Below are 24,490 nucleotides of genomic sequence, written 5' to 3'. Positions count from 1 at the left end.
CCCCAAGGATCACGTGCGGCCCTGTCCAAAACCTGTCCGCCCGATGTCCCCGCGGCGCGGACGGCGGACAGGCTGTCCAAAGAACCGGTGGCACCCCGCCGCACGGCGTGATCCGATGGCGGCCATGGAGTTCGAGTTACTGGGTGAGCTTGCGGTACGCGACGAATCCGGGCGGCTCGTGCCGATCCCGGGAGCGCTTCAACGGGCACTCCTGGCCCTGCTGTTGCTGTACGCGCCGTCCGCCGTGAGCGGTGGACGCATTCTCGCCGAGCTGTGGACCGGGACACGCGCCAAGGACCCCACGGCGGCCCTGCACACCGCCGTCGCCAAACTGCGCCGCGCCCTGCACCCGCACGCACCCGGCCTCATCGTCACCGGCCCCGCCGGCTACCGCCTCGACCTGACGGGGCACACCTTCGACGTACGGCGCTTCGAGGCGGAGCTCGCCGCCGCGCGCGGCAGCGGCGGCCCCGACCGGCGGGCCGCCGCCCTGCGCGAGCTGCTGCGCAGGCACCCCGGGCCGCCGCTCGCCGGGCTGCCCGCGCTGCCCTTCGTCCAGCAGGAGCGGGCCCGCCTCGAAGCGCTGCGCCTGACCGCGCTGGAACAGCGGGCCGAGGCCGAACTCGACGTCGCCGCGCACACGGCCGCGCCCGGCGCCGAGACCGATCCGCCCGCCCTCGTCGAGGAACTGCGCGCCGCGGTGCACGAGGAGCCCGACAGGGAGCGGGTGCGCGCCCTGCTCATCAGGGCCCTGCACGCCAGCGGCCGCCAGGCCGAGGCCCTTGAGGTCTACCGGGTCGCCCGCGCCGACCTCCGCGAGCGGCTCGGCATCGAGCCCGGCCCCGAACTGCGGGCCGCGCAACGCGAGGTCCTCGGCTCCGCCTCCGTCCGCGCCGCGCCGGAAGCGGTGGCCCAGCCGCGGCCCGTGCCCCCGCGGTCCTCCGCGCCCGCGACCGTGCCCGACGCAGCGCCCGAGGAGCACTTCGTCGGCCGAGGCGAGGAACTGCGGGAGCTGCCCGCCCTCTTGGACGCGCCCGGTCTCGTGACCGTCGTGGGCGCGGCGGGGCTCGGCAAGACGAGGCTGGCCCTCGCCGTGGCGGCGCGCGAGGAGCGGGCGGGCGCCGAGGTGTGGCGGGTCGACCTGGTGCCCTGCGCCCCGGGCGGCGTGACCGCGGCGGTCGCCGACGCCGTCGGGGTCGCCGCCGGAGGGCTCGGGCCCCGCGCCGCTCTGCGGCGGGTGCGCGACGCCGTCGAGCGGGCGGGACGCCCCCTGCTGCTGCTCGACAACTGCGAGCACGTCCTCGCCGACGCGGGCGAGGTGGCCGCCGGCCTCCTCGCAGGCTGCCCCCGGCTGCGCGTCCTCGCGACCAGCAGGGAGCACCTGGGCGTCGCGGGCGAGACCCCGTACGCCCTGCTCCCGATGCGTCACGACGACGCCGCCCGGCTGTTCCGCACTCGGCTGCGCCGGCTCTCGCCCGGGGCCGCCGACGCGGCGCTCGACCACGAGATCGGCGAGGTCTGCGCGGCCGTGGACCACATGCCGCTCGGCATCGAACTCGTCGCGGCCAAGGCGGCGACCGCGCCGCTGGGCGCCATCGCGGGCCAGCTCCGCGCCCGGCGCGGGACGCTGGACACCCGCCTGTGGTCGGCCGACGCCCGCCACACCACGCTCCGCGCGGCCGTCGACTGGAGTTACCGGCTCCTCACCCCCGACGAGCGGGCCGTCCTGCGGGCGGTGTCCGTCTTCGCCACCGGGTTCACCGCCGATGCGGCGGAGGCGGTCGCGGGCCCCGGCGCGTCCGCGACGCTCGCCTCCCTCGCCGGCAAGTCCCTGCTGGTCTTCACGCCGTCGGCGGACCGCCCCACCTACCGGACGCTCGTCTCCGTACGCCAGTACGCCCGCGACGCCCTCGCCGAGCACGGCGAGGAACACACGGTCCTGCGCCGGCACGCCGAGTGGGTCGCCGCCCTCGCCGAGCGCACCGCCCACCGCATGCGCACCGGCGGCTTCCGCGAGGCCTACACGGAGATGAGCGCGGCGACCCCGGAGGTCACCGCCTGCCTCGACTGGCTCCAGGGCGCGGAGGCGGCCGGCGGGCACGGAGCCGTGACCGCCGCCGGGGACGCCCCCGGCATCGATGCCCGCCCGCGGGCCGGGTCCCCGGCGGGCGGCGTCGTCCCCCGCGACGGCCACGCCTCCGACGCCCTGCTCGCCTCCCGCATCGCCACCAGGCTCGCCCTGTACTGGACCGCGGCGGGCCGCCAGGCCGAGGGCAGGGAACGGCTCGCCCGCGCCCTGGACACCACGGGACCGCAGGCCCCCTGGTACGCCGAGACCCTCGCCTGGTGCGGCTGGCTCGGGGTCAACATCCGGCAGGACAGCGGCGACGAGGAGCTGCTGCGCCGCGCGGTGCCCGCGGCGGAGGCGGCGGGGGAGGCGGCCGTGGTGGCGTTCGTGGGAGCCCTCGCGCTGACCGTGCACGTGCGTCAGGAGCGGCTGACCGAGGCGCGCGCGGTGGCCGACCGCACCGCGGCCGCCCTCGACCCCTACCGGCACGGCTGGGAGACCGGCGTCTGGCAGCTCTTCCACAGCGAACTCCTCGTCGCCGAGGGCCGCGCGAAGCCCGCGCTGACCGCCGCCGTCACCGCCAGGGAACTCCTGACCGGCGTCGACCCGCACTCGGCGGCCACCGCGCGGATCATGACGGGCATGGCCGAGGAGCGCCTAGGCCACCGCGCCGCCGCCCTGCGCTCCTGGCGGGACGCCCACCAGGAGCTGCTGCTCATCGGCTCGGAGCACGAGGCCGCCTGGGTCAAGGCCCTGCTCGGCTACGCGGCCGCCGGCGACCGGGACATGGCGGCGGCTGAGGCCTTCGCGCAGAGCATGGAGGCGTACGCCGAGGACACCGGCGAGGCCTACCTCCTGGCCAAGACGGCGACGCTGCGGGCCCTCGTCGCGGGCGCGCACGGCGACCTCGACAACGCCGAGCGGCTGCACCTGACGGCCGTCTCCGCCTACCAGGAGGGACACCGCCCCGAGTGCGTCGCCCATGAACTCGCCCTGCTCGGGCGGCTCGCGGCCGAGCGCGGCGACCCGGTGCTCGCCCGCATCCGCTGGGCGCACGCCCTGCGCGCCGCGAAGCTCTCGGGCCGCGCCTACGCGGAGATCCTGCCGCTGAGCGGACTCGTCGGGCTCCCGCAGGACGACCCGGAGTCGGCGCGGGAGCTGCGCGCCCGCCTGGAGGAGGTGCTGCGCGACGCCCCGCCGCCCCGCAGCACGGAGTGCCCCTTCCACCTCGCGGTGCCGACGGCGGCCGGCCAGGTGCCGGCGGCGCCCACCGCCCCGCTCATCGGCCGCCTCGCCGAACAACGTACTGACTGAGGCGTCAGTCAGTATCGCAACATCGGCATCACAGGCCTGGTCAGGCCCCATGGCGCACCAGGAACACATACCGCCATGTTGTGCTCGCCGCAACGCGTCTGTACGGTTGCCCACCATGCAGTCAGAGCAGCGGGACGCCGTCCCCGAGCGCGTGCGCAAGGTGATCGCCGACGCCGGCGTGAGCCAGCGGGAGTTCGCGCGCCGGATCGTCATGGACCCCTCCAAGCTGTCCCGCTCGCTGGGCGGCGCCCGCCGCTTCACCGCGGCCGAGCTGTCCCGCGTCGCCGCCATCGGCGGGGTCGACGCGGGCTGGCTCCTCGGCACGCCGGCCGCCGCGCCCCCGGCCCGGCGACAGCGCGCCCAAGGGCCCTCCCCGGAGGGCGGCAGGCCCCTGCAGATCGTGCGCGAGACGGTGCGGCTCATCGCCGAGCACGGCTTCCACGCCGTACGTGTGCAGGACATCGCCGAGGCCTGCGCCACCAGCACCGCCGCCATCCACTACCACTTCCCCGGCCGCGACGACCTCCTCGAAGCCGCGGTGCGCTGGTGCATGGACGAGGACACCGCGCGCCGGGCCGCCCGCCTCGCGGACGCCGCCGACACCGCCGACGAACTGCGCCAGCTCATCGAACTGCAGATCCCCCGCACCCCGCAGCAGCGCTGGCAGTGGAGCGTCTGGCTGGACCTCTGGGCGGAGGCCGCCCGCTCCACCGCCGTGGGCCGGCTGCACGCCGACTACTACCGGCAGTGGCGCGCCACCGTCGCCGACGTCCTGCGGCGCGGCATCGCCGAGGGCGTTTTCAGCCCCGCCGACCCCGAGGCGGCCGCGCTGCGCCTGACCGCGCTGATCGACGGCCTCGCCACCCAGGTCCTCGCCTCCGGCCCCGACGCGCCGGGCACGGGACCCGACGCCATGCACGCGGCACTCACCGCCTACGTCGACGCCACGCTCACCGCGCACTGACTCTCGTACGCCCACGTCCCCCCCAACCCCCCACCCCCAGGGAGAGTTCCGCATGCCCGTGAACGACAACGTGATCATCACCTGTGCCCTGACCGGCGCCGGTGACACCGTCCGCAAGAGCCCCCACGTCCCCGTCACACCCGAGCAGATAGCCACCTCCGCCGTGGAGGCCGCCGAGGCGGGCGCCGCCGTCGTGCACATCCACGTCCGCGACCCCGAGAGCGGCGCCCCGTCCCGCGACCCCCGGCTGTACCGCGAGGTCGTCGAGCGCATCAAGGAGACCGGCGCCGACGTCGTCATCAACCTGACGGCGGGCATGGGCGGCGACCTCGTCATCGACCCGGACGAGCCGCTCAAGCACCTGCCGGGCACGGACCTCGTCAGCGGACTCGACCGGCTCCCGCACGTCGAGGACCTGCTGCCGGACATCTGCACGCTCGACTGCGGCTCGCTCAACTTCGGGGACGGCAGCAACCTCTACGTCTCCACCCCCGACATGCTCCGCCAGGGCGCCAAGCGCATCCAGGAGCTGGGCGTCCGGCCCGAGTTGGAGATCTTCGACACCGGGCAGCTCTGGTTCGCCAAGCAGCTCCTCGCCGAGGGACTGCTCGACGACCCCACCGTCTTCCAGCTCTGCATGGGCGTCCCGTGGGGCGCGCCCGCCGACCCCGGCGTCCTGCAGTCCATGGTCAACATGCTCCCCGAGGGCGCCCAGTGGGCCAGCTTCGCGCTCGGCCGCATGCAGATGCCGTGGGTCGCCCAGTCCATCCTGCTCGGCGGCCAGGTCCGGGTCGGCCTCGAGGACAACCTCTACCTCGGCAAGGGCAACAAGGCCACCAACGCGCAGCTCGTCGAGCGTGCGGTGCGGATCACCGAGAACCTGGGCTCCCGGGTGGCGACACCGGACGAGGCGCGGGCGAAGCTCGGCCTCAAGCCCCGCGCCTGACCCCTGACCCGCGGGCCGGCCGTGGCCGGCCACGCACGTTCCCGCGCCCCCATCGACCGAATGGACAGGACCCCCACCATGACCACCACCCCACAGGATGTCCGCCGCGTCGCCTGCGTCGGCGCCGGCGTCATCGGCGGCGGCTGGGTCGCGCACTTCCTGGCGCGCGGCTACGACGTCACCGCCTGGGACCCCGCGCCCGACGCCGAACCGCGCCTTCGCCGGCTCGTCGAGGCGGCCTGGCCCGCGCTCACCCGGCTCGGCCTGGCCGAAGGCGCCTCCCAGGACCGTCTCACCGTCACCGCCACGCTCGAAGAGGCTGTCGCCGACGCCGAGTTCGTGCAGGAGAGCGCCCCCGAGAAGCTGGAGCTCAAGCGCGACCTGCTCGCGAAGCTGGACGCCGCCACCCCGGCCGGGACCGTCATCGCCTCCTCCACCTCCGGCTACCCGATGACCGACATGCAGACCGGGGCGGCCACCCCCGGACGCCTCGTCGTCGGCCACCCCTTCAACCCGCCCTACCTCATCCCGCTCGTCGAGGTCGTCGGCGGCGAGCGGACCGACGCCGACGCCGTCGCGTGGGCGTCCCGCTTCTACGAGGCCGCGGGCAAGTCCGTGATCACCATGAAGAGCGAGGTGCCGGGCTTCATCGCCAACCGGCTCCAGGAGGCTCTGTGGCGCGAGGCGCTGCACATGGTCGCCAACGGCGAGGCCACCGTCCAGGAGATCGACGACTCCATCACCGAGGGCCCCGGCCTGCGCTGGGCGTTCATGGGCCCCATGCTCACCTTCGCGCTCGCGGGCGGCGAGGGCGGCATGGCGCACATGCTCGACCACTTCGGCCCGTCCCTGAAGTCCCCCTGGACACGCCTGGAAGCACCCGAACTCGACAAGAAGCTGTACGACGCCGTGGTCGCCGGCTGCGACGAGGAGGCGGCGGGACGCACCATCGCGGACCTGGTCGCCGAGCGCGACCAGGGAGTCATCGACGTCCTGCGCGCCACGGGCCGGCTGCCGCACCGGCGCGAGGAGGCGAAGTGAGCCACCCCGAGCCGCACCCCGGGATCCAGCCGCTGCCGCTGCTCCACCGCGACGTCCGCGCCGAGTGGATCGACTACAACGGCCACATGAGTGAGGCCTTCTACGTCCTCGTCTTCGGCTACGCGACCGACACCATGATGATCGAGACCGGCCTGCACGCGGGCTACCGCGAGTCCACGGGCTGCTCGCTCTACACGGTCGAGGCACACGTCCGGTACCTCAGCGACGTCCCCGAGGGCGCGCACCTCGCCGTCCGCACGCGCGTCCTGGGCGCGGACGCGAAGAAGGCGCGCTTCACGCACGAGATGTACGTGGTCGAGGGCGCCGGGGCCGAACCCGCTCCGGACGCCGCCCCCGTGGCGACCACGGAGCTGCTCGCCCTCCACGTCGACCAGAACGCGGGCCGCGCGGTCCCGTTCCCCGACGAGATCCGCGCCCACCTGACGGCCCGCGCGGAACCGGCGCCGGAGTGGGCGGGCCGTTCGATCACCGAGGTGCCTCGGTCGGGCTGAGGGGCGCGGGGAACCGCGCGATCAGCCACGACGGACCCGCGGACGGGGCGCTACCGCTCAAGTCCCTTGTGCGCGGTCTCCGGCAACCGCAGATACACCGCGGAGGACACCACGCAGAGCACGGCCACGTACCAGGGGAACAGCCCCGGAGACCCGATCTCCTTGAACAGGGTCCCCACGTACGGGGCCGTGCCGCCGAACAACGCGACGGTGAGCGAGTACGGGAAGCCGATCCCGGCGGCCCGCACCCGCGCGGGGAAGACCTCGGCGTTCACCGCGGCCGAGATCGACGTGAAGCCGGTCAGCAGCACCATCCCCGCGCACTGCACCAGCAGCAGCGAGGCGAACGACCCGTTCAGGAGCGAGAGCAGCGGCACGCTCAGGACCGCGAAGCCGACGCCGAAGAACAGCAGCGGCGGACGCCGCCCGAACCGGTCGGAGAGCAGCCCGCCGACCGGTTGCAGCAGGGCGAAGAACGCGAGCGACAGGGTGCCCGCGAGCAGCGCCTGGCTCTTGCTGATGCCGGTGTTCAGCTCGGCGTACGTCGGCAGGTACGAGGTCCACGTGTAGTAGGCGAGGGTGCCGCCCGCGGTGATGCCGCAGATCAGCAGCGACTGGCGCGGGTGGTGCCGCAGCGCGTCGAACAGGCCCGGCCGCTCGGTCTCGCCGCCGGGCACCGGGTGCGTCTCGTGGGCGCCCTGCCGGATCCAGAAGCCCACCAGGCTGAGCAGCGCGCCGGCGACGAACGGCAGCCGCCAGCCCCAGCCGTCCATCTGCCCCTCGGAGAGCGTGGCGACGAGGAGGGCGGCGACACCGGAGGCGGCGAGCTGGCCCGCGGTGGTGGAGACGTACTGGAAGCTGGAGAAGAGGCCGCGCCGGCCGGGGCCCGCCGACTCCACGAGGAACGTCGTCGAGGCGGCGAACTCCCCGCCCACGGAGAGCCCTTGCAGCAGCCGCGCGAGGACGAGCACCACCGGGGCGAACACGCCCGCGGAGGCGTACGTCGGGGTCAGGCCGACCAGCAGGCTGCTGCCGCCCATCAGCAGGATGGTGACGGTCAGCGCGGCACGCCTGCCGCGCCGGTCGGCGACCGCGCCCATGAGCAGGCCGCCGACGGGCCGCATGAAGAAGCCGACCGCGAAGACGGCGAAGGTGGAGAGCAGCGGCACCAGGGAGTTCCCCGAGCCTTTGGGGAAGACCTGGTCGGCGATGTACGTGGCGAGGAAGGTGTACGCGTACCAGTCGTACCACTCCACCGCGTTGCCGACCGAGGCGGCGAGGAGCTGCCTGACGGGGCGCCGCGGGGCGGGGTCGGCGGTGGTCACCTGCTGGTCGTGCTGTGTCATGATCACGACCTTCCCCGCATCGGCGGCGCCCCACACGTGCCGTCCGCCAGGCGGACCGCCCGGCGTCCGGCCGTCGTCAACCGCCGTCGCTCAGCCCGTCGTCGCCCGGTACGAGTAGACCGTCGTCGTCACCAGGCAGGGCGCGGGCGGCACCACTTCCACGCGCAGCGTCCGGCGCGCGGAGTCGTAGTCCACACCCTCCGTCTCGAACGACCCGGAGCAGACGCTGCGCTGCGGCGAGGCGAAGAGGCTGGAGACGCGGCCGGTCACGGGCCTGCCGTCGAGCGCGCGGTCCAGGTCGATCTGGAGCACGGGCCTGTCCTCGGGGAAGAGCTGTTTCGAGGCGTCGTTGGACGCGCACACCAGCCGGGTCGCCGAGGCGAAGTCGCAGCCCTGGATGTCCCGCACCGGCTTGTCGAGCGAGATCTGCCCGGCCTGGGCGAGGGCGCCGCCGGTGGGCGGGGTCGAGGAGTTGAGCAGCGGCGCGGGGAAGACCTGGAGGCGGTTCTGGTCGCCCCACTCCCCGGAGACCAGCCACTGGGAGTCGGGGGAGACGGCCGCGAAGGAGTTGTTCAGCTTCTCGCCCGCGTCGAGCGGATGCTCGTACAGGTGGCGCTCGCCGCCGGGCGTGGTGACGGCGTACATCTTCGACTTCGCGTTGTCACCGCCCTGGTAGGCGTCGAAGGTGTGGCCCTCGGCGATGTCCGGGTCGCCTATGTGGTTCCAGCCCTTGACGCGCAGGTCGAGGGGGATCGAGGCGAGCCCTCTGTAGAGGAGCCCGCCGTCCGCTCTGCTCGCCAGGCCCTGGCTGCCGGTGAGCGAGCTGACCCGCGCGGCGCCGGTCTCCTGCCAGCCACCGGGGGACGCGGGGGCGGCGGACGCGGCGCCGCCCGTCACCACCGCGAGCGTGACGGCGCCGAACAGGGCGGTTGATGCCTTCCAAAGAGTCATCGGGACGCTACCTCCGTGGGGGGTCGGGACGATGCGGCGCCATCGTACGTAACGTGAGCCCCGGCGATAACGGTCCGACGGAAGGCGGTTCAGACGTGCAGCTCACCATCCTGGGCGGAGGGGGGTTCCGCGTGCCGCTCGTGTACGGGGCGCTCCTGGGCGACCGTGCCGAGGGCCGCGTCACCGACGTCGTCCTGCACGACCTGGACGCGGGGCGGCTCGACGCCGTCGCCCGCGTCCTCGCCGAGCAGGCCGCGGGTGTTCCCGGCGCCCCCGCCGTCACCGCGACCACCGACCTCGACGAGGCGCTGCGCGGCGCCGACTTCGTGTTCTCCGCGATCCGCGTCGGCGGCCTGGAGGGACGCGCGGCCGACGAGCGGGTCGCCCTGGCCGAAGGCGTCCTCGGGCAGGAGACGGTGGGCGCGGGCGGCATCGCGTACGGGCTGCGGACCGTGCCCGTCGCGGTGGACATCGCGCGTCGCGTGGCCCGGCTCGCGCCCGACGCGTGGGTCATCAACTTCACCAATCCGGCGGGGCTCGTCACCGAGGCCATGTCCCGGCACCTCGGGAACCGCGTCATCGGCATCTGCGACTCGCCCGTCGGCCTCGGCCGCAGGGTCGCGCGGGTGCTCGGCGGCGACCCCGACGAGGCGTTCATCGACTACGTGGGGCTCAACCACCTCGGCTGGCTGCGCGGGCTGCGCATCGCGGGCCGTGACGAACTGCCGCGGCTGCTCGCCGACCCGGAACTCCTCGGTTCCTTCGAGGAGGGCAGGCTGTTCGGCGTCGACTGGCTCCGCTCGCTCGGCGCGATCCCCAACGAATACCTGCACTACTACTACTTCAACCGCGAGGCCGTCGCCGCCTACCAGGCGGCCGAGCAGACCCGCGGCGCCTTCCTCCGCGATCAGCAGGCCCGCTTCTACGAGGCGTTGGGGCACCCCGGAGCACCCGCGCTGAAGACGTGGGACGCCACCCGCGCCGAGCGCGAGGCGACGTACATGGCCGAGAACAGGGAAGCGGCGGGCGCGGGGGAGCGGGCCGAGGAGGACCTGGAGTCCGGCGGCTACGAGAAGGTCGCCCTCGCGCTGATGCGGGCCATCGCGCGCGACGAGCGGGCCACGCTGATCCTCAACGTGCGCAACGGCGCCACGCTGGCCGCCCTGGACGCGGACGCCGTCATCGAGGCGCCCTGCTCGGTCGACGCCAACGGCGCCCACCCCATGGCGGTCGGCCCCCTGCCGGGCCACGCCACGGGCCTGGTCTGCTCGGTCAAGGCGGTGGAGCGCGAAGTGCTCGCCGCGGCGGACAGCGGGTCACGCGCCACGGCCGTCAAGGCGTTCGCGCTGCACCCCCTGGTGGACTCGGTGGCGGTGGCACGCCGGCTGGTCGAGGGCTACCGGGAGGCGCATCCGGGGCTCGCCTATCTGCGCGGCTGAAGCCGGCGCCACGACCCCGGCACCGAGGGGCGCGCACCTGGTCCACGGGGTGCGGGCGCGGCCTGCGATGATCGCGGGATGAGTCCCGTCGTCTCCATCGGCGCCGCCGCCCGCCGCCCCTGCACGCTCGTCGTGTGCCGGGGCTGCTGCTGCGGCGACGCCCGCAAGAACCCCGGCATCGACCACGCCTGGCAGCTGGAGCGGCTGCGCTCGGCTGCGGCGGCCTCGCGGGGCCGCTTCACGGTCCGCACGAGCGACTGCCTCGGCCCGTGCGGCCAGGCCAACATCGTCGTCGTCCAGCCGTCCCACGAGGGCCGCAGGAGGGGCGGCCGGGCGGCCTGGATCGGCTTCGTCACGGACGAGGAGTCGCTGGACGGCATACTCGCCTGGGCCGAGGCGGGCGGCCCCGGCCTCGCGAAGCCGTCCCCGGCGCTGGAGCTCCAGATGGTGGACCCGCGGCAGGTCTAGCGGGCGGGGGCGTGGCGCCCTTCCCCTCAGCCCGTCACCTCGATGACGGTCTTGCCGCGGGCATGGCCGTCCTCCACCGCGCGCAGCGCCTCGTCCGCGCGGTCCAGGGGGTACGTCGCTGTCACGTGCGGGCGCAGGACGCCGGTCTCGGCGAGCCGGGCCACCTCGGCGAGGACCGCCGCGTTCCTGGCCCGCGCCACCGGGGCGCCGCCCAGCTCCGCGACCGTCTCCTTGGCGGCGGCCGTGATCAGCCGCCCGCGGCGGTCGGCGAGCAGGTCAGCGACCTCCGCGAGCGTGTCGCCGCCCACCAGGTCGAAGACGGCGTCGACACGGCCGCCGGTCGCCGCCTCGCGGACCCGCTCGGCCAGCCGGGGCCCGCGCGCCACATGGACCGCGCCGAGCGACTCCACGAACTCCTTCTTGGCCGCGCTCGCGGTGCCCACCACCCGCAGCCCGAAATGGCGCGCGAGCTGCGCCGCCGCCACGCCGACCCCGCCGCCCACCCCCGTGATCAGCAGCGTCGCCCCGGCGGGCAGCGCGAGCTGGCGCAGCCCGTCGTACGCCGTGGCCGCCGCGACCGGCAGCGCGGCCGCGTCCGTGAAGGGGACGGCGTCGGGCTTGTGCGCGGCGGTGCCGGTGGGGAGCAGCGTGTACTCGGCGTATCCGCCCGCACCGGCGATCGGGTTGCCGAACACCGCGTCGCCCGGCGCGAACCCCGTCACCCCGGCGCCGACCCGCTCCACCACTCCGGCGACCTCACTGCCCAGGACCTCGGGGCCCGTCAGCGGCCCCTGCCCCGGCCTGCGCTTGCCCGCCCGCAGCTTCCAGTCGACGGGGTTCACTCCCGCCGCCCGCACCGCGACGAGCAACTGCCCGGGGCCGGGCTCCGGCACGGGCAGGTCGAGGAAGGTCTCCACCTCGGGTCCGCCGTGCTCCGTGTACGCGTAGGCCTTGTACATACGAGGGCTCCCTCACTCGGTCCGGACCGGACCGGACGACTGCACCTCACAACCCCGCGGCCCCCTCGCTCCCTTCCCGCAGCGCCTTGTAGAGCGCGTCCACCAGGTGGTGGCTGCGCAGGTCCTCGCCGGAGGTGCCCGCGCCCATGCGGTTCATCACGTACGCGTACGCCACGCGGTTCTCCGGGTCGGCGAAGGCGTACGAGCCGCCCGCGCCGCCGTGCCCGAACGCGCGGGGGTTGGGGCCGGCCTGCCCGTACGGGTTGAGCATGTAGCCGAGGCCCCACGGCCAGGCCGCGCCGAACGGGCTGCCCGCGGCGAGCACCAGGTCCGGTTCCCCCTCGGTGCTCTGCGAGGTGCGCAGCCGGTCCACCGACGCGGCGGTCAGCAGCCGTCCGCACGCCAGCTCGGCGTAGACGGCGGCCATGCCGCGGGCGGTGGCGTGGGCGTTGGCGGACGGGATCTCCGCGCGGCGGTAGGCGGGGCCGTTCACGTCGCCGAGCGGCAGGTACCGCAGGGCCAGCGTGACCGGCGCCATCGGATGCTCGTCGAGCCCGCCGACCGGCGGCTTCGGGGCGTCGCCGAAGACGGTGCCGCCCGGCGCCGCCCCCTCGGGGCGGGCCATGTCCGCGCACCGCCCGTGCTCGTCGTCCGGGGTGCCGAGCCAGACGTCGGCGCCGAGCGGCCCGGTCACCTCCGCGCGCAGGAACGCGCCGGGCGAGAGCCCGCTGACCCGCCGCACGACCTCACCGACCAGGAAGCCGAAGGTCACCGCGTGGTAGCCCTGCGCGGCGCCGGGGCGCCACCACGGCTCGGTGGCCGCCAGCGCCTCGGTGACCTTCTCCCAGTCGTACACGGCGTCGGACGGCATCGGCTCACCCGGCGCGATCAGCCCGCTGCGGTGGCTCAGCAGCCAGCGCACCAAGATGCCGTCCTTGCCCGCCCGGGCGAACTCCGGCCAGTAGCGGGCGACGGGGGCGTCCAGGTCGAGGTCGCCGCGCTCGACGAGGAGATGGGCGCAGAGCGCCGTCAGGCCCTTCGTCATGGAGTAGGTGTTCACCAGCGTGTCGCGCTCCCAGGGGCGGGTGCCCGCGCGGTCCGCGTCGCCGCCCCACAGGTCGACGACGAACTCGCCGTCGACAAAGACGGCGACGGCCGCCCCCAGGTCGCCGCGCTCGGCGAAGTTCCTGGCGAACTCCTCGCGGACGGGTTCGAAGCCGGGGGCGCAGAGGCCGTGGACGCGTACGGACATGGATGCTCCTTGGCGGTGGGCCGGGCCGGACCGCATCGTCCCGCATGGTTGCCTCCAGCACCTACCCCTGGGGCCCGGCCTCGCACCCCCGGATGTGAGGGTGCCGTGAAAGAAGCGTCCGGCGCGGCGCCCCGGAACGACCCGCGCCAGGGCCTTGTGCCCACGGCGGCGGCACTCGGCCCCCTTTTCACACGCCCGTCACCGCCCCTTCCGCAACGCTTGCTCCTCTTGGCACACTTCACCCGCTCGCGTCCCCCCACAGATCACGAGGTCGGATCATCCATGCCTGAACTCAATCGGCGCCGCTTCCTGCGGTTCGCCGGCGGCACCGCGGTCTACGCCATGCTCGACCAGAGCATCGCGCGCGCCGCCTCGCTGCCCGCGAGGCGCGTCACCGGCACCATCGAGGACGTCGAGCACGTCGTGGTCCTGATGCAGGAGAACCGTTCCTTCGACCACTACTTCGGGACGCTGAAGGGCGTACGCGGCTTCGGCGACCCGCGCCCCGTGACGCTCCCCAACGGCAGGCCCGTGTGGAACCAGCCGAACGGCGCCAAGGAGGTCCTGCCGTTCCACCCGGACGCCGAGAACCTCGGGATGCAGTTCATCGCGGGCCTCGACCACGACTGGGCGGGCGGCCACAAGGCGTTCAACGACGGCAGGTACGACCAGTGGATCCCGGCGAAGTCCGAGCGGACGATGGCGTACCTGGAGCGGGACGACATCCCCTTCCACTACGCGCTCGCCGACGCCTTCACGGTCTGCGACGACTACCACTGCTCCTTCATCGGGGCCACCGACCCCAACCGCTACTACATGCTCACGGGCCACGTCGGCAACGACGGCAAAGGCGGCGGCCCCGTCCTCGGCAACCAGGAAGCGGGGTACGACTGGACGACGTACGCCGAGCGCCTGGAGGCGGCGGGCGTCTCCTGGAAGGTGTACCAGGACATCGGCGACGGCCTGGACGCCGGCGGCCGCTGGGGCTGGATCGAGGACGCCTACCGGGGCAACTACGGCGACAACTCCCTGCTGTACTTCAACAGGTACCGCGACGCCGAGCCCGGCGACCCGCTGTACGACAAGGCCCGCACCGGCACCAATGCCAAGGCGGGCGACGGCTACTTCGACATCCTCAAGGCGGACGTCGAGGCCGGCACGCTGCCGCAGGTCTCCTACATCGCCTGTCCCGAGGCGTTCACCGAGCACCCCAACTGGCCCGTCAACTACGGCGCCTGGTACATCTCCCAGGTCCTCGACGCCCTCACCGCCGACCCCGAGGTGTGGGCGAGGACGGCGCTGTTCGTCACCTACGACGAGAACGACGGCTACTTCGACCACATCGTGCCGCCGTACGTCCCGAAGGACGCCGGCCAGGGCAAGTCCACCGTCGACACCACCCTCGACTACTTCCCGGGCAACGCCTCCTACGCGGCAGGGCACTACGGCCTCGGCCAGCGCGTGCCGATGATCGTCGTCTCGCCGTGGAGCACCGGCGGCTTCGTGAACTCCGAGGTCTTCGACCACACGTCGATCATCCGGTTCATGGAGCGCCGCTTCGGCGTGGAGGAGCCCCAGATCTCGCCGTGGCGCCGCGCCGTCTGCGGCGACCTGACCTCCGCGTTCGACTTCGCGGGCAGGGACACCGACCCGGCACGGCTCCCCGACACCGCGGCGTATGAGCCGCCGGACAACGACCGCCACCCGGACTACGTGCCCAAGGCGCCCGCCGATCCGGCGCTGCCCCGGCAGGAGCGCGGCTCGCGGCCCGCCCGCGCCCTGCCGTACGTCCCGCTGGTGGACGGGGCCGCCGACGTCGCCGCGAGGACGTACACGCTGACCTTCGCCGGTGGCGACGAGGCGGGCGTCTGCTTCCACGTCCGCTCGGGGAACCGCGCCGACGGCCCCTGGACGTACACCACGGAGGCGGGCAAGAAGCTCTCCGACACCTGGAACTCGGCGTACTCGAACGGCTCGTACGACCTCTCCGTCTACGGGCCCAACGGGTTCCTGCGCACCTTCAGGGGACCGAACAAGAAGGCGGGCCCCGAGGTCATCGCCCGCCACGACGGCGCCACGGGCGACATCGAGCTGACCTTCACGAACGACGGCAGCACCGACGTGCACCTCAAGCTGGCCAACGCCTACGGCGGCGCCGCCCAGGCCGTCAGGGTCAAGGCGGGCGCCACCGTCCGCCACACCGTCGACCTGCGCCGCACCAGGCGCTGGTACGACCTGACGGTGCGGTCCGACGCCGACTCGGGCTTCCTGCGGCGCTTCGCGGGCCATGTGGAGACCGGCGCGACGGGCATCAGCGACCCCGCCCTCATCACCGCCTGACGCGCGCCTCACGCTCCCCTCGCCGCGCGGGCGGGGGGAGCGGCGGCCGGAAAACAGGGAGGCCCCGGGCCCCCTCCCTGGCTAGCATCCCCCTGCATGGCCTTCATCCACCGCCGCACAGGCGTCCCCGACAGGCCCGTCCTCGACGGGCTCGAAGACACGTGGTCACGGCGATGGGACGAGTCGGGCGTATACGCCTTCGACCGCTCGAAGACGCGGGACGAGGTCTTCTCCATCGACACCCCGCCGCCCACCGTCAGCGGCTCGCTCCACGTCGGCCACGTCTTCTCGTACACGCACACCGACGCCGTCGCCCGCTACCAGCGCATGCGCGGCAAAGAAGTCTTCTACCCCATGGGGTGGGACGACAACGGGCTGCCGACCGAGCGGCGCGTCCAGAACCACTTCGGCGTCCGCTGCGACCCCTCCCTCCCGTACGACCCGGGGTTCACCCCGCCAAAGAGCCCGGGGAAGCGTCAGCTTCCCATCTCTCGGCGGAACTTCATCGAGCTGTGCGAGCGGCTCACCGTCGAGGGCGAGAAGGTCTTCGCGGCGAGGCGTACGTCGCCGAGGCGCCCACGCTGTGGGATGTCACCTTCCGCACGGCGGTCGTCCAGGCCGAACTGGAGGGCAGGGCCCTGGAGTCCTAGCTCAGACACCAGCCGCAAAGTAGGTCGCGGGTAGCTGGGCGGGCCCCGTTTCCCTGTCCTGGGCGCCGTCGTTGGTCCGATCGAGTGATCGAGGCCAAAGGGGCGGGCGTGCGGCAAGAGTGGTCGCCAGAAGAGCTGTTGGCGAACTGGACGCTGGTAGACGGCGACTGGGACTTGGTAGCGAACAAGAGCGGGGCGACCCGGCTCGGCTTCAGCCTGTTGCTGAAGTTCTTCGAGCTGGAAGGCCGGTTCCCCGATGTGCTGGAAGAGGTCCCGCCGACCGCGGTGGAGTACGTCGCCGGTCTGGTGAAGGTCCCGGCCACTGACTTCGCGAAGTGCACACTGGTCGGCCGGACCGCCGAGTACCACCGCAAGCAGATCCGCGAGGCCCTGGGATTCCGGCCGTCGACGGTCGCGGACGAGAAGGCGCTGGCGGAATGGCTTGCCGTGGAGGTCTGTCCGGTCGAGCTGGTGGAGGACCGGCAGCACGAGCCCTGCTGGTCGAGTGCCGGGCCCGGAAGATCGAGCCGCCGGGCCGGACCCGGGTCGAGAAGGTACTCGTCGCAGCGCGGGGCAGGTCGGAGAAGACGTTCTGCGACCGCACGATCGGCCGCCTGGGCGAGGCGGGCACGGCTCGACTGCTGTCCCTGGTGGCAGAGGACAACGAGACGGGAACCGCCCTGCTGGCCGCGCTCAAGCGCGACCCTGGTGCGGTGGGCCTGGACTCCTACTCACGGAGATCACTAAGCTCAACGACATGCGCAAGCTCGGGCTGCCCGACGGATTGTTCGCGGACTGCTCGGAGAAGCTGGTAGCCGCCTGGCGGGCACGGGCGATCAAGATGTATCCCTCGGACTTCCGCGACACGGCGGAGGACGTACGGATCACCCTGCTCGCCGCGCTGTGCACGTCTCGTCAGGCTGAGATCACCGACGCCCTGGTTGACCTGCTGGTCGCCCTGGTCCACAAGATCAACGCTCGTGCTGAGCGGCGGGTGGAGAAGCAGCTCACCGCCGAGTTGAAGAAGGTTCGCGGCAAGGAGGGCATCCTCGTCAAGCTGGCGACGGCCGCTGTCGGCAAGCCCGACGAGGTCGTACGCCGTGCCCTGTTCCCGATAGTCGGAGAGATGACGCTGCGCGAGCTGGTGGCCGAGGCGAAGGCGAACGAGAAGGTCTTCAAGGCCAAGGTCCGCACCACGCTCCGGTCGTCGTACAGCTCCTACTACCGGCAGATGCTGCCGCCGCTGCTGAAGACGCTGGGCTTCAGGTGCGACAACACCGCCTATCGGCCGGTGATGGACGCGCTCGCGCTGCTGGCCAAGTACGCCGATGTCGACGGCAAGATCCGCTTTTACGACGCCACCGACGTCGTGCCGATGGACGGCGTGGTGCGCAAAGACTGGCGCGAGGCGGTCGTTGATGACATGGGCCGCATCGAGCGCATCCCGTACGAGCTGTGCGTCCTGGTGGCGCTGCGGGACGCGGTGCGCCGCCGCGAGATCTACGTCGAGGGCGCGGCCCGCTGGTGCAATCCGGAGGACGACCTGCCTGGCGCCTTCGAGGCCACCCGCGCGGTGCACTACGCCGCGATCCGCCAGCCGCTGAACCCGCGGGCGTTCATCGCGGACCTGAAGAAGCGCATGACCGCGGCCCTGGACGGGCTCTCGGCGGCGCTCGCGGATGGCTCGGCGGGCGGGGTGAAGGTCACCATCCGCAAGGGCGAGCCGTGGATCACCGTGCCGAAGCTGGAGCCGCTGGCCGAGCCCACCGGCCTGGCGGCCCTCAAGGAGGAGGTCGCACGCCGCTGGGACGTCCTGGATCTCCTGGACGTGCTGAAGAACGCCGACTCCCTCACCGGCTTCACCGAAGAGTTCTCCTCGGTGGCCGCGTACGAGCGCATCGAGCGTGACGTTCTCCAGCGCCGCCTGCTGCTCGCTCTCTTCGCGCTGGGCACGAACATGGGCATCCGCGCGATCGTGGCGACCGGCGAGCACGGCGAGAGCGAGGCCGTGCTGCGGCACGTGCGCCGGCACTTCATCACCGTCGACAGCCTGCGGGCCGCTGTCACCAGGCTGGTGAACGCCACCTTCGCCGCTCGCGACACCGCATGGTGGGGCCAAGGGACCGCGTGTGCGTCGGACTCGGAGAAGTCCGGGTCCTGGTCCTCGAACTTCATGACCGAGTACCACGCCCGCTACGGCGGCAACGGCGTGATGATCTACTGGCACGTCGAGCGGAAGAACGTCTGCATCTACTCCCAGCTCAAGAACTGTTCGTCGTCCGAGGTCGCGGCGATGATCGAGGGCCTGCTGCGGCACTGCGCGGACGCCGAGATCGAGTCCAACTACGTGGACACACACGGCGCGAGCGTAGTCGGGTTCGCGTTCACCGAGCTGCTGAACTTCCGCCTGCTACCGCGGCTGAAGAAACATCGGCAGTATCCGGCTGTACCGCCCGGACGATGCCCCGCCCGGCTGGCCGACGCTCGGCACCTCGCTGACGCGGCCGATCCGCTGGGAGCTGATCGAGCAGCAATACGACCAGATGGTCAAGTACGCCACCGCGCTCCGGCTCGGCACGGCGGAGGCGGAGCAGGCGCTGCGGCGCTTCACCCGCGGCGGCCCCAAGCACCCCACCTACCAGGCCCTCGAAGAACTCGGCCGCGCAGTTCGCACGGTCTTCGCCTGCGGCTACCTCGCCAGCCCCGGCCTGCGCCGCGAGATCCACGGCGGGCTCCAGGTCGTGGAGAACTGGAACAGCGCGAACACCGTGCTCCACTACGGCAAGGACGGCGCCCTGACCGGCCCGGACAAGGAACACGCCGAGACGTCAATGCTCGCCCTGCACCTGCTCCGGTCTGCGCTCGTGCACGTCAACACCCTGCTGGTGCAGCAGGTCCTGGCCGAACCGGCATGGGCGAGGAGGCTGAGCGACGAGGACCGGCGTGGCCTGACCGCGCTGTTCTGGTCGAACGTCAACCCGTACGGCACCTTCCGCCTGGACATGGACAAGCGCCTCGACCTGGGGTTCACCGTGCCTCGCCCCCGCACCCCGGCGGACGCCGCCGACCGATTGAGGGCGGAGACACGATGAAAGACTTCCAAGACCTCACCTACTCTCGGATGAACGAGGCCGCGGGTCAGGCGTTCTGGACCTGCTGGGCGCGGGTGGTGACCGCCGAGGCCAACTGCTCGAACTCCCTGGACCAGCCCGAGTCGTCGGGCACCGGCTGGTATTCCAGCTCGACGAGGACGGTGCCGACGCGGGCCAGGGCGACGGCTGTCGTCTCGTCGAGGTCGATGTTGTAGTGGGTGATCGCGGAGCGCTGGTCGCCGAGCTCCGGGAGGGAGATCTCCCTCGCCTTGTTGTTGTTGGCGACGCCCGACCGGGTTTCCTCGAACCTCTTCGTGGTCAGCGCCGCGCTGGGGCAGGACCACACCGTGAATTCGGCCCAGACCGTCCTCGTGCTGCCGTTGTTCCAGTTGTTCGTGCTGAAGCGCGCCTGGGCACCTGAGCACCCGTTTTCCTCTTCCTTGCCAGTCGCGAGGGACCCGGATCTCTCCCAGCCGGAGGGCATGCTCGTCAGGTCCGGAACGACCCTCTTGACCTCGCTGACGTTCAGGGCTCGCACGGCATGGCGTGCACTGTCGTCCTGCGACGATTCGGGGGAGTCGTCGACCATGATCAGCCGTGTGCCCCCGTACACGGCCAGCACGACCAGGGCCAGCAGCAGAGCAGCCACCAGGGCGATGACGGCCCGCCCGCCCCGGGTGTTGTTGATGGTCAGCGGGCCAAGAGCGATGGAGCTGCGCGACACCTGGCTGCCGGTGATCAGAAGGCTGCCCGTGGCGTTGGTTGCCGGTGCGGTCAACTGCAGTTGCAGCTGACGCCGCAGCTCCGGGTCCGCCTCGATCTCCTCCTGGACCACGGACCGGGCCGTGTCCTGTGCAGCCGGGTCCTCCGGGGCCTGGTTCAGTGTGTCCAGGGCCGCACGCCCCCGCTCCGTTGAGGCTAGCCGGGCGTGTAAAGCATCGGCGACCGCGGTTCCGGCGCTCTGGCCGACCGCGGTCGCCGCTCCGGTCGCAGTCGCGGTCATGACCGCGACTGCCATGGTCGCCAGTTCAGAAGTCTCCATGTGCTCCCCCGGTTCCAATGCACAGTGTCTTCAAGGCTCCGCGCCCGGATAATCAGTATCGCCACGCACGCGACATTCAGCGTGGCATTCGGACACCTTCCCGGGGCGTGGACCAGCCACGCCCCACGCCCCACTGCCAAAGGCCGCCGGGCTGGCGATGTTTCATAGGTGGTCGCTCGTGAAACAGCCGCCCGTCCGGCGGTCCACCTGCGGCGATCATGTTTCGTGAGTTGTTGCAAACAACTGGAATGCTGAAACACCCTCATGAAACGCTCCTGGGCGTGAGCGACGACGTCAAGCGCGTGGAATCGCGCGACTGCCCGATGTCCACCTGCGCCGCGCCGGCGGGCTCCCCGTGCCGGATCGGCAAGGGCAAGGTGGCCATCCAGTACCACACCGCTCGCTTCCGCCTCGTGCCCCAACTCGCCAAGGTTCTCAGCGTGCCGACCCCGGCCGTACGCAAGCCGGGGTCTGTGTGGACCGAGCTGCCCCGGGCCGTGAGTGCCGGCGCCGAACCGGTCGGGCACGTTCGCCTCGGCTACGCGCGGGCCTCGACTGCCCGGCAGTCCCTCGACGCGCAGCTCGACTCCCTCGCCGAGGCCGGGGTGACGCGGGTCTTCTCGGAGAAGATCTCCACCGCGCCACCCGGCGCCCCGAGCTGGAGGCCGCCGTGAAGCTCGCTGGGGAGATCCGGTCCTCCGGCGTCGCTGTAACTCTCGTCGTCCACGAGCACAAGCGGCTCGGCCGCGGCATCGAACTCGCCATGCTCGCCGAGGAACTGAATAGCGAGCGACGTCGGCCTGGAGTTCCTCACCGGAGAACTGAAGGGCTCGCACGACCCCTCCGGCATCGTGTTCACCGTGCTCGCGGCCATGTCCGGTATGGAACGCGAGTACATCCGCGACCGCACCCTCGAAGGACACGAGTCCGCCCGCAAGCGCGGCAAGACCATCGGCGGCGCCGGAGTCACCGACGAGGACATGCTGTCCAGGGCCCTCCACCTGCGCAACCAGGAGATGAGCCTGCGCGACATCGCCAAGCGACTCGTCATCACCACCGGCGCCAAGAAAGGACAACACCCCTCGCCCGCCACCGTCATGCGGATGCTGCGTGAGCACAACGAGCAGGCCACAGCGGCGAGTGCTTGATCACCCCGCTACTTTGCGGCAGGTGTGGGAGCTAGGACTCCAGGGCCGACAGGGAGCGCCCCGCCGCCCACCACCGGCTCGCCTTCGCCGGAGCGGACGGCCGCACGGTCGAGATCGAGACGACCCGCCCGGAGCTGCTGCCCGCCTGTGTCGCGCTGGTGGCCCACCCCGACGACGAGCGTCACCGCACGCTGTTCGGCACCACGGTCCGCACCCCGCTCTTCGGCGTCGAGGTCCCGGTCGTCGCGCACCGCCTCGCGGCGCCCGGCAAGGGCACGGGTATCGCGATGGTCTGCACGTTCGGCGACACCACCGACGTCACGTGGTGGCGTGAGCTGCGGCTCGCCACCCGGCCGGTCATCGGCTGGGACGGCCGCCTCCTCGCCGAACCGCCGAGCGGCGTCGAGACGCCGGACGCCGTCGCCGCGTACGCGAGGCTCGCGGGCGCCACCGCGCACACCGCGCGCGAACGGATCGTCGGGCTGTTGCGCGAGAGCGGCCACCTGCTCGGCGAGCCGCGTCCGGGCACGCACGCCGTGAAGTTCTTCGAGAAGGGCGACAAGCCCCTGGAGATCGTCACCACCCGCCAGTGGTACGTCCGCAGCGGCGGCCGTGGCGCCGGGCTGCGCGACGAGCTCCTCGCGCGCGGCGCCGAGGTGGAGTGGCACCCGCCGCACATGCGGATCCGCTACGAGAACTGGGTCGGCGGCCTCAACGGCGACTGGCTGATCAGCCGCCAGCGGTTCTTCGGCGTCCCGATCCCCGTCTGGTACCCGCTGGACGGCGCCGGGCAGCCGGACCACTCCCGCCCCATCGTGCCGGACCGGACAGCGCTGCCCGTCGACCCGAGCGCCGAGACCCCGCCCGGCTACACGGCCGGCCAACGCGGTGAACCGCACGGCTTCACGGGCGACCCCGACGTCATGGACACCTGGGCGACCTCCTCGCTCACCCCGCAGATCGCGGGCAAGTGGCGTACGGACCCCGATCTGTTCGCGCGGGTCTTCCCCATGGACCTGCGCCCCCAGTCCCACGAGATCATCCGCACCTGGCTGTTCTCGACCATCGTGCGCGCCCACACCGGGCACGGCTCGACGCCGTGGAAACACGCGGCGATCTCCGGCTGGATCCTCGACCCCGACCGCAAGAAGATGTCGAAGTCGCGGGGCAACGTCGTCACCCCCGACGACCTGCTCGCCCGGCACGGGTCCGACGCGGTCCGGTACTGGGCGGCGAGCGGGCGGCCCGGCACGGACACCGCGTTCGACGTCGGGCAGATGCGGATCGGGCGACGCCTGGCCATGAAGCTGCTCAACGTCGGCAAGTTCGTCCTGAGCCTGGGCGGGGCCGAAGCGGGCGGCACAGAGGGCGACGCGGAGGCCACCGCCGCCGTCACTGAGCCGCTGGACCGGGCGCTGCTCGCCGCGCTCGCCTCGACCGTGGACGAGGCCACCGCCGCCTTCGACGCCTTCGACTACGCGCGCGCCCTGGACCGTACGGAACAGCTCTTCTGGCGCTTCTGCGACGACTACGTGGAACTGGTCAAGGCCAGGGCGTACGGCGACCACGGCGGCACCCGCGGCCATGGAGTCGGCGCGGGCCGCCCTGGGCACGGCGCTCGACGTCCTGCTGCGGCTCTTCGCGCCGGTCCTGCCGTTCGTCACGGAGGAGGTCTGGTCGTGGTGGCGGGACGGGTCCGTGCACCGCGCCGCCTGGCCGAGCGCCGATGAGCTGCGCCGGCACACGGGCGACGAGGCGCTGCTCGGCACGGCGTCGGAGGCGATCGCGGCCGTCCGGGGGGCCAAGTCCCGGGCGAAGCTGTCCATGCGGGCCGAGGTCGCGCGGGCCACGGTGTCGGCGCCCCGCGCGGTCCTCGACCGGTTCGCGCTGGCCGAGGGCGACGTGCGGGCGGCGGGCCGCATCGCGGAGGCGGAGCTGCGCGAGGACCGGGGGCCGCTGCGGCTGGACGCCGATCTCCAGCGAGGCGGTCCGCCGCACAGGACTGGCGGGATACGTATGGCCGGAAGGTAGGGTCTGGCGGGTGACGACGCATGCGAACACTCCTGAAGGCTGGTACGCGGACCCTCACGGCGCGGCTCAGCTGCTCCGCTGGTGGGACGGCTCCCGGTGGACCGAGCACACCAGCCCGGGTCAGCAGGCCGGCCGGCCCCAGGGCCAGGCCCCTGCCCAGCAGGCGCAGCAGGCACCCCAGCAGGCGCAGCCCCAGGCGGTTCCGCAGGGTCAGTTCGGTCAGGCGCCGGCGCAGTTCCAGGCCGCGCCGGTGGCCGCCGACCCGGCCAGGGTGCAGCGCCAGGTGCAGCAGCAGGCGGGGGTGGCGCCGGCCGCGCAGGGCGGCGGCACGCTCTTCACCGAGCCGGTCCTGGTGGTGAACCAGAAGGCCAAGCTCATCGAGCTGACCAACGAATACAGCGTCATGGACCAGTCGGGCAACACGCTCGGCTCGGTCGTGCAGGTGGGCCAGAGCACGCTCAAGAAGGTCACGCGCTTCGTCTCCAGCGTCGACCAGTTCATGACCCACAAGCTGGAGATCCGCGACGCCCACGGCCGGCCGCAGATGCTGCTGACCCGCCCCGCGAAGTTCATGAAGTCGCGGGTGATCGTCGAGCGTCCGGACGGACAGCCGATCGGCGAGATCGTCCAGCAGAACATGATCGGCAAGATCAACTTCGGCATGATGGTGAACGGCCAGCAGGTCGGCGCGATCAAGGCGGAGAACTGGCGCGCGTGGAACTTCGCGATCGTCGACCACGCGGACAACGAGGTCGCCCGGATCACGAAGACGTGGGAAGGCCTCGCCAAGACCATGTTCACCACCGCGGACAACTACGTCCTGCAGATCCACTACCAGCTGCCCGAGCCGCTCCTGAGCCTGGTCGTGGCGACGGCGCTGACCGTCGACACCGCCCTCAAGCAGGACTCCCGCGGCTTCGGGTGACC

The 24,490-nt window shown here is 72.6% G+C and carries 21 protein-coding genes and 1 pseudogene; 17 read left to right on the top strand and 5 right to left on the bottom strand.

The window, feature by feature from the left end; all coding sequences use genetic code 11:
• Window positions 1-124 precede the first annotated feature (124 nt).
• From DCW30_RS23545 to DCW30_RS23525, 5 genes are all read left to right on the top strand, one after another.
• Window positions 125-3,382, top strand: a complete 3,258-nt coding sequence (locus DCW30_RS23545; protein ID WP_162933549.1) for an AfsR/SARP family transcriptional regulator — start codon at window positions 125-127, stop codon at window positions 3,380-3,382.
• A 115-nt stretch (window positions 3,383-3,497) separates the two neighbouring features.
• A complete protein-coding gene (locus DCW30_RS23540) occupies window positions 3,498-4,346 on the top strand; it encodes a TetR/AcrR family transcriptional regulator (RefSeq protein WP_076683274.1) in 849 nt (282 codons plus the stop codon).
• Window positions 4,347-4,398: 52 nt separating this feature from the next.
• Window positions 4,399-5,292, top strand: coding sequence for a beta-keto acid cleavage family enzyme (locus DCW30_RS23535; protein ID WP_076683272.1), 894 nt, complete (start codon window positions 4,399-4,401; stop codon window positions 5,290-5,292).
• Between the two features lie 60 nt (window positions 5,293-5,352).
• On the top strand, window positions 5,353-6,333 hold the full coding sequence (locus tag DCW30_RS23530; protein WP_076683270.1) for a 3-hydroxyacyl-CoA dehydrogenase NAD-binding domain-containing protein: 981 nt from the start codon (window positions 5,353-5,355) through the stop codon (window positions 6,331-6,333).
• A 23-nt stretch (window positions 6,334-6,356) separates the two neighbouring features.
• Window positions 6,357-6,845: a thioesterase family protein gene (locus DCW30_RS23525; RefSeq protein ID WP_076688611.1), complete on the top strand. Its 489-nt coding sequence runs from the start codon at window positions 6,357-6,359 to the stop codon at window positions 6,843-6,845.
• 50 nt (window positions 6,846-6,895) lie between these two features.
• Here DCW30_RS23525 and DCW30_RS23520 read toward each other — a convergent pair whose 3' ends face one another.
• Together DCW30_RS23520 and DCW30_RS23515 are read right to left on the bottom strand one after the other, a co-directional pair.
• The gene (locus DCW30_RS23520; protein ID WP_076688609.1) at window positions 6,896-8,191 is read right to left on the bottom strand and encodes an MFS transporter; all 1,296 of its coding nucleotides are present in this window, start codon (window positions 8,189-8,191) and stop codon (window positions 6,896-6,898) included.
• A gap of 90 nt (window positions 8,192-8,281) precedes the next feature.
• Window positions 8,282-9,142 carry a hypothetical protein gene (locus DCW30_RS23515; RefSeq protein WP_076683268.1) on the bottom strand — a complete coding sequence of 287 codons (861 nt, stop codon included), beginning with the start codon at window positions 9,140-9,142 and terminating at the stop codon, window positions 8,282-8,284.
• A 95-nt stretch (window positions 9,143-9,237) separates the two neighbouring features.
• Between DCW30_RS23515 and DCW30_RS23510 the strand changes: the two genes are divergently transcribed.
• Entirely contained in the window at window positions 9,238-10,581 is a 1,344-nt protein-coding gene (locus DCW30_RS23510; protein ID WP_076683266.1) for a 6-phospho-beta-glucosidase, read from the top strand.
• Between the two features lie 78 nt (window positions 10,582-10,659).
• Window positions 10,660-11,049, top strand: a complete 390-nt coding sequence (locus DCW30_RS23505) for a (2Fe-2S) ferredoxin domain-containing protein (RefSeq protein WP_062783329.1) — start codon at window positions 10,660-10,662, stop codon at window positions 11,047-11,049.
• 26 nt (window positions 11,050-11,075) lie between these two features.
• Here the strand turns inward: DCW30_RS23505 and DCW30_RS23500 are convergent, their stop codons facing one another.
• Window positions 11,076-12,008, bottom strand: coding sequence for an NADP-dependent oxidoreductase (locus tag DCW30_RS23500; RefSeq protein WP_076683264.1), 933 nt, complete (start codon window positions 12,006-12,008; stop codon window positions 11,076-11,078).
• A 46-nt stretch (window positions 12,009-12,054) separates the two neighbouring features.
• Window positions 12,055-13,260 (bottom strand): serine hydrolase domain-containing protein, encoded by a 1,206-nt coding sequence (locus tag DCW30_RS23495; protein WP_103557358.1) that lies wholly within the window; start codon window positions 13,258-13,260, stop codon window positions 12,055-12,057.
• 282 nt (window positions 13,261-13,542) lie between these two features.
• On the opposite strand from DCW30_RS23495, the gene DCW30_RS23490 reads away from it, so the two are divergent.
• The 5 genes and pseudogenes from DCW30_RS23490 to DCW30_RS37060 all read left to right on the top strand — a co-directional run bounded on the left by DCW30_RS23490 (window position 13,543) and on the right by DCW30_RS37060 (window position 19,342).
• A complete protein-coding gene (locus DCW30_RS23490; protein WP_076683260.1) occupies window positions 13,543-15,600 on the top strand; it encodes a phosphocholine-specific phospholipase C in 2,058 nt (685 codons plus the stop codon).
• A 96-nt stretch (window positions 15,601-15,696) separates the two neighbouring features.
• The gene (locus DCW30_RS23485) at window positions 15,697-16,284 is read left to right on the top strand and encodes a class I tRNA ligase family protein (protein WP_076683258.1); all 588 of its coding nucleotides are present in this window, start codon (window positions 15,697-15,699) and stop codon (window positions 16,282-16,284) included.
• 50 nt (window positions 16,285-16,334) lie between these two features.
• Window positions 16,335-16,997, top strand: coding sequence for a DUF4158 domain-containing protein (locus tag DCW30_RS37065; RefSeq protein ID WP_205576576.1), 663 nt, complete (start codon window positions 16,335-16,337; stop codon window positions 16,995-16,997).
• 10 nt (window positions 16,998-17,007) lie between these two features.
• Window positions 17,008-18,624, top strand: a pseudogene (locus DCW30_RS38125) (Tn3 family transposase); the annotation flags it as partial.
• Between the two features lie 55 nt (window positions 18,625-18,679).
• Complete coding sequence (locus DCW30_RS37060) at window positions 18,680-19,342, top strand: Tn3 family transposase (protein WP_205576651.1); 663 nt, start codon at window positions 18,680-18,682, stop codon at window positions 19,340-19,342.
• 46 nt (window positions 19,343-19,388) lie between these two features.
• On the opposite strand, the gene DCW30_RS23475 is transcribed toward DCW30_RS37060, so the two are convergent.
• Entirely contained in the window at window positions 19,389-20,345 is a 957-nt protein-coding gene (locus tag DCW30_RS23475; RefSeq protein WP_076688607.1) for a hypothetical protein, read from the bottom strand.
• Between the two features lie 320 nt (window positions 20,346-20,665).
• Between DCW30_RS23475 and DCW30_RS37590 the strand changes: the two genes are divergently transcribed.
• The 5 genes from DCW30_RS37590 to DCW30_RS23460 all read left to right on the top strand — a co-directional run bounded on the left by DCW30_RS37590 (window position 20,666) and on the right by DCW30_RS23460 (window position 24,488).
• Window positions 20,666-21,058 (top strand): zinc finger domain-containing protein, encoded by a 393-nt coding sequence (locus DCW30_RS37590; RefSeq protein ID WP_237283329.1) that lies wholly within the window; start codon window positions 20,666-20,668, stop codon window positions 21,056-21,058.
• A 108-nt stretch (window positions 21,059-21,166) separates the two neighbouring features.
• Window positions 21,167-21,532, top strand: a complete 366-nt coding sequence (locus tag DCW30_RS37585; RefSeq protein WP_309029224.1) for a recombinase family protein — start codon at window positions 21,167-21,169, stop codon at window positions 21,530-21,532.
• Between the two features lie 158 nt (window positions 21,533-21,690).
• On the top strand, window positions 21,691-23,262 hold the full coding sequence (locus tag DCW30_RS23465; protein WP_076683256.1) for a class I tRNA ligase family protein: 1,572 nt from the start codon (window positions 21,691-21,693) through the stop codon (window positions 23,260-23,262).
• Window positions 23,159-23,563 (top strand): class I tRNA ligase family protein, encoded by a 405-nt coding sequence (locus DCW30_RS37955; RefSeq protein WP_250638358.1) that lies wholly within the window; start codon window positions 23,159-23,161, stop codon window positions 23,561-23,563. The genes DCW30_RS23465 and DCW30_RS37955 overlap by 104 nt, the downstream gene beginning before the upstream one ends.
• 10 nt (window positions 23,564-23,573) lie before the next feature.
• Window positions 23,574-24,488 (top strand): LURP-one-related family protein, encoded by a 915-nt coding sequence (locus DCW30_RS23460; RefSeq protein ID WP_076683252.1) that lies wholly within the window; start codon window positions 23,574-23,576, stop codon window positions 24,486-24,488.
• Window positions 24,489-24,490 lie beyond the last annotated feature (2 nt).

Source organism: Streptomyces alfalfae, from assembly GCF_004127445.1.
GTDB lineage: Bacteria > Actinomycetota > Actinomycetes > Streptomycetales > Streptomycetaceae > Streptomyces > Streptomyces alfalfae.
This window is presented reverse-complemented; position numbering and strand designations above follow the sequence as displayed.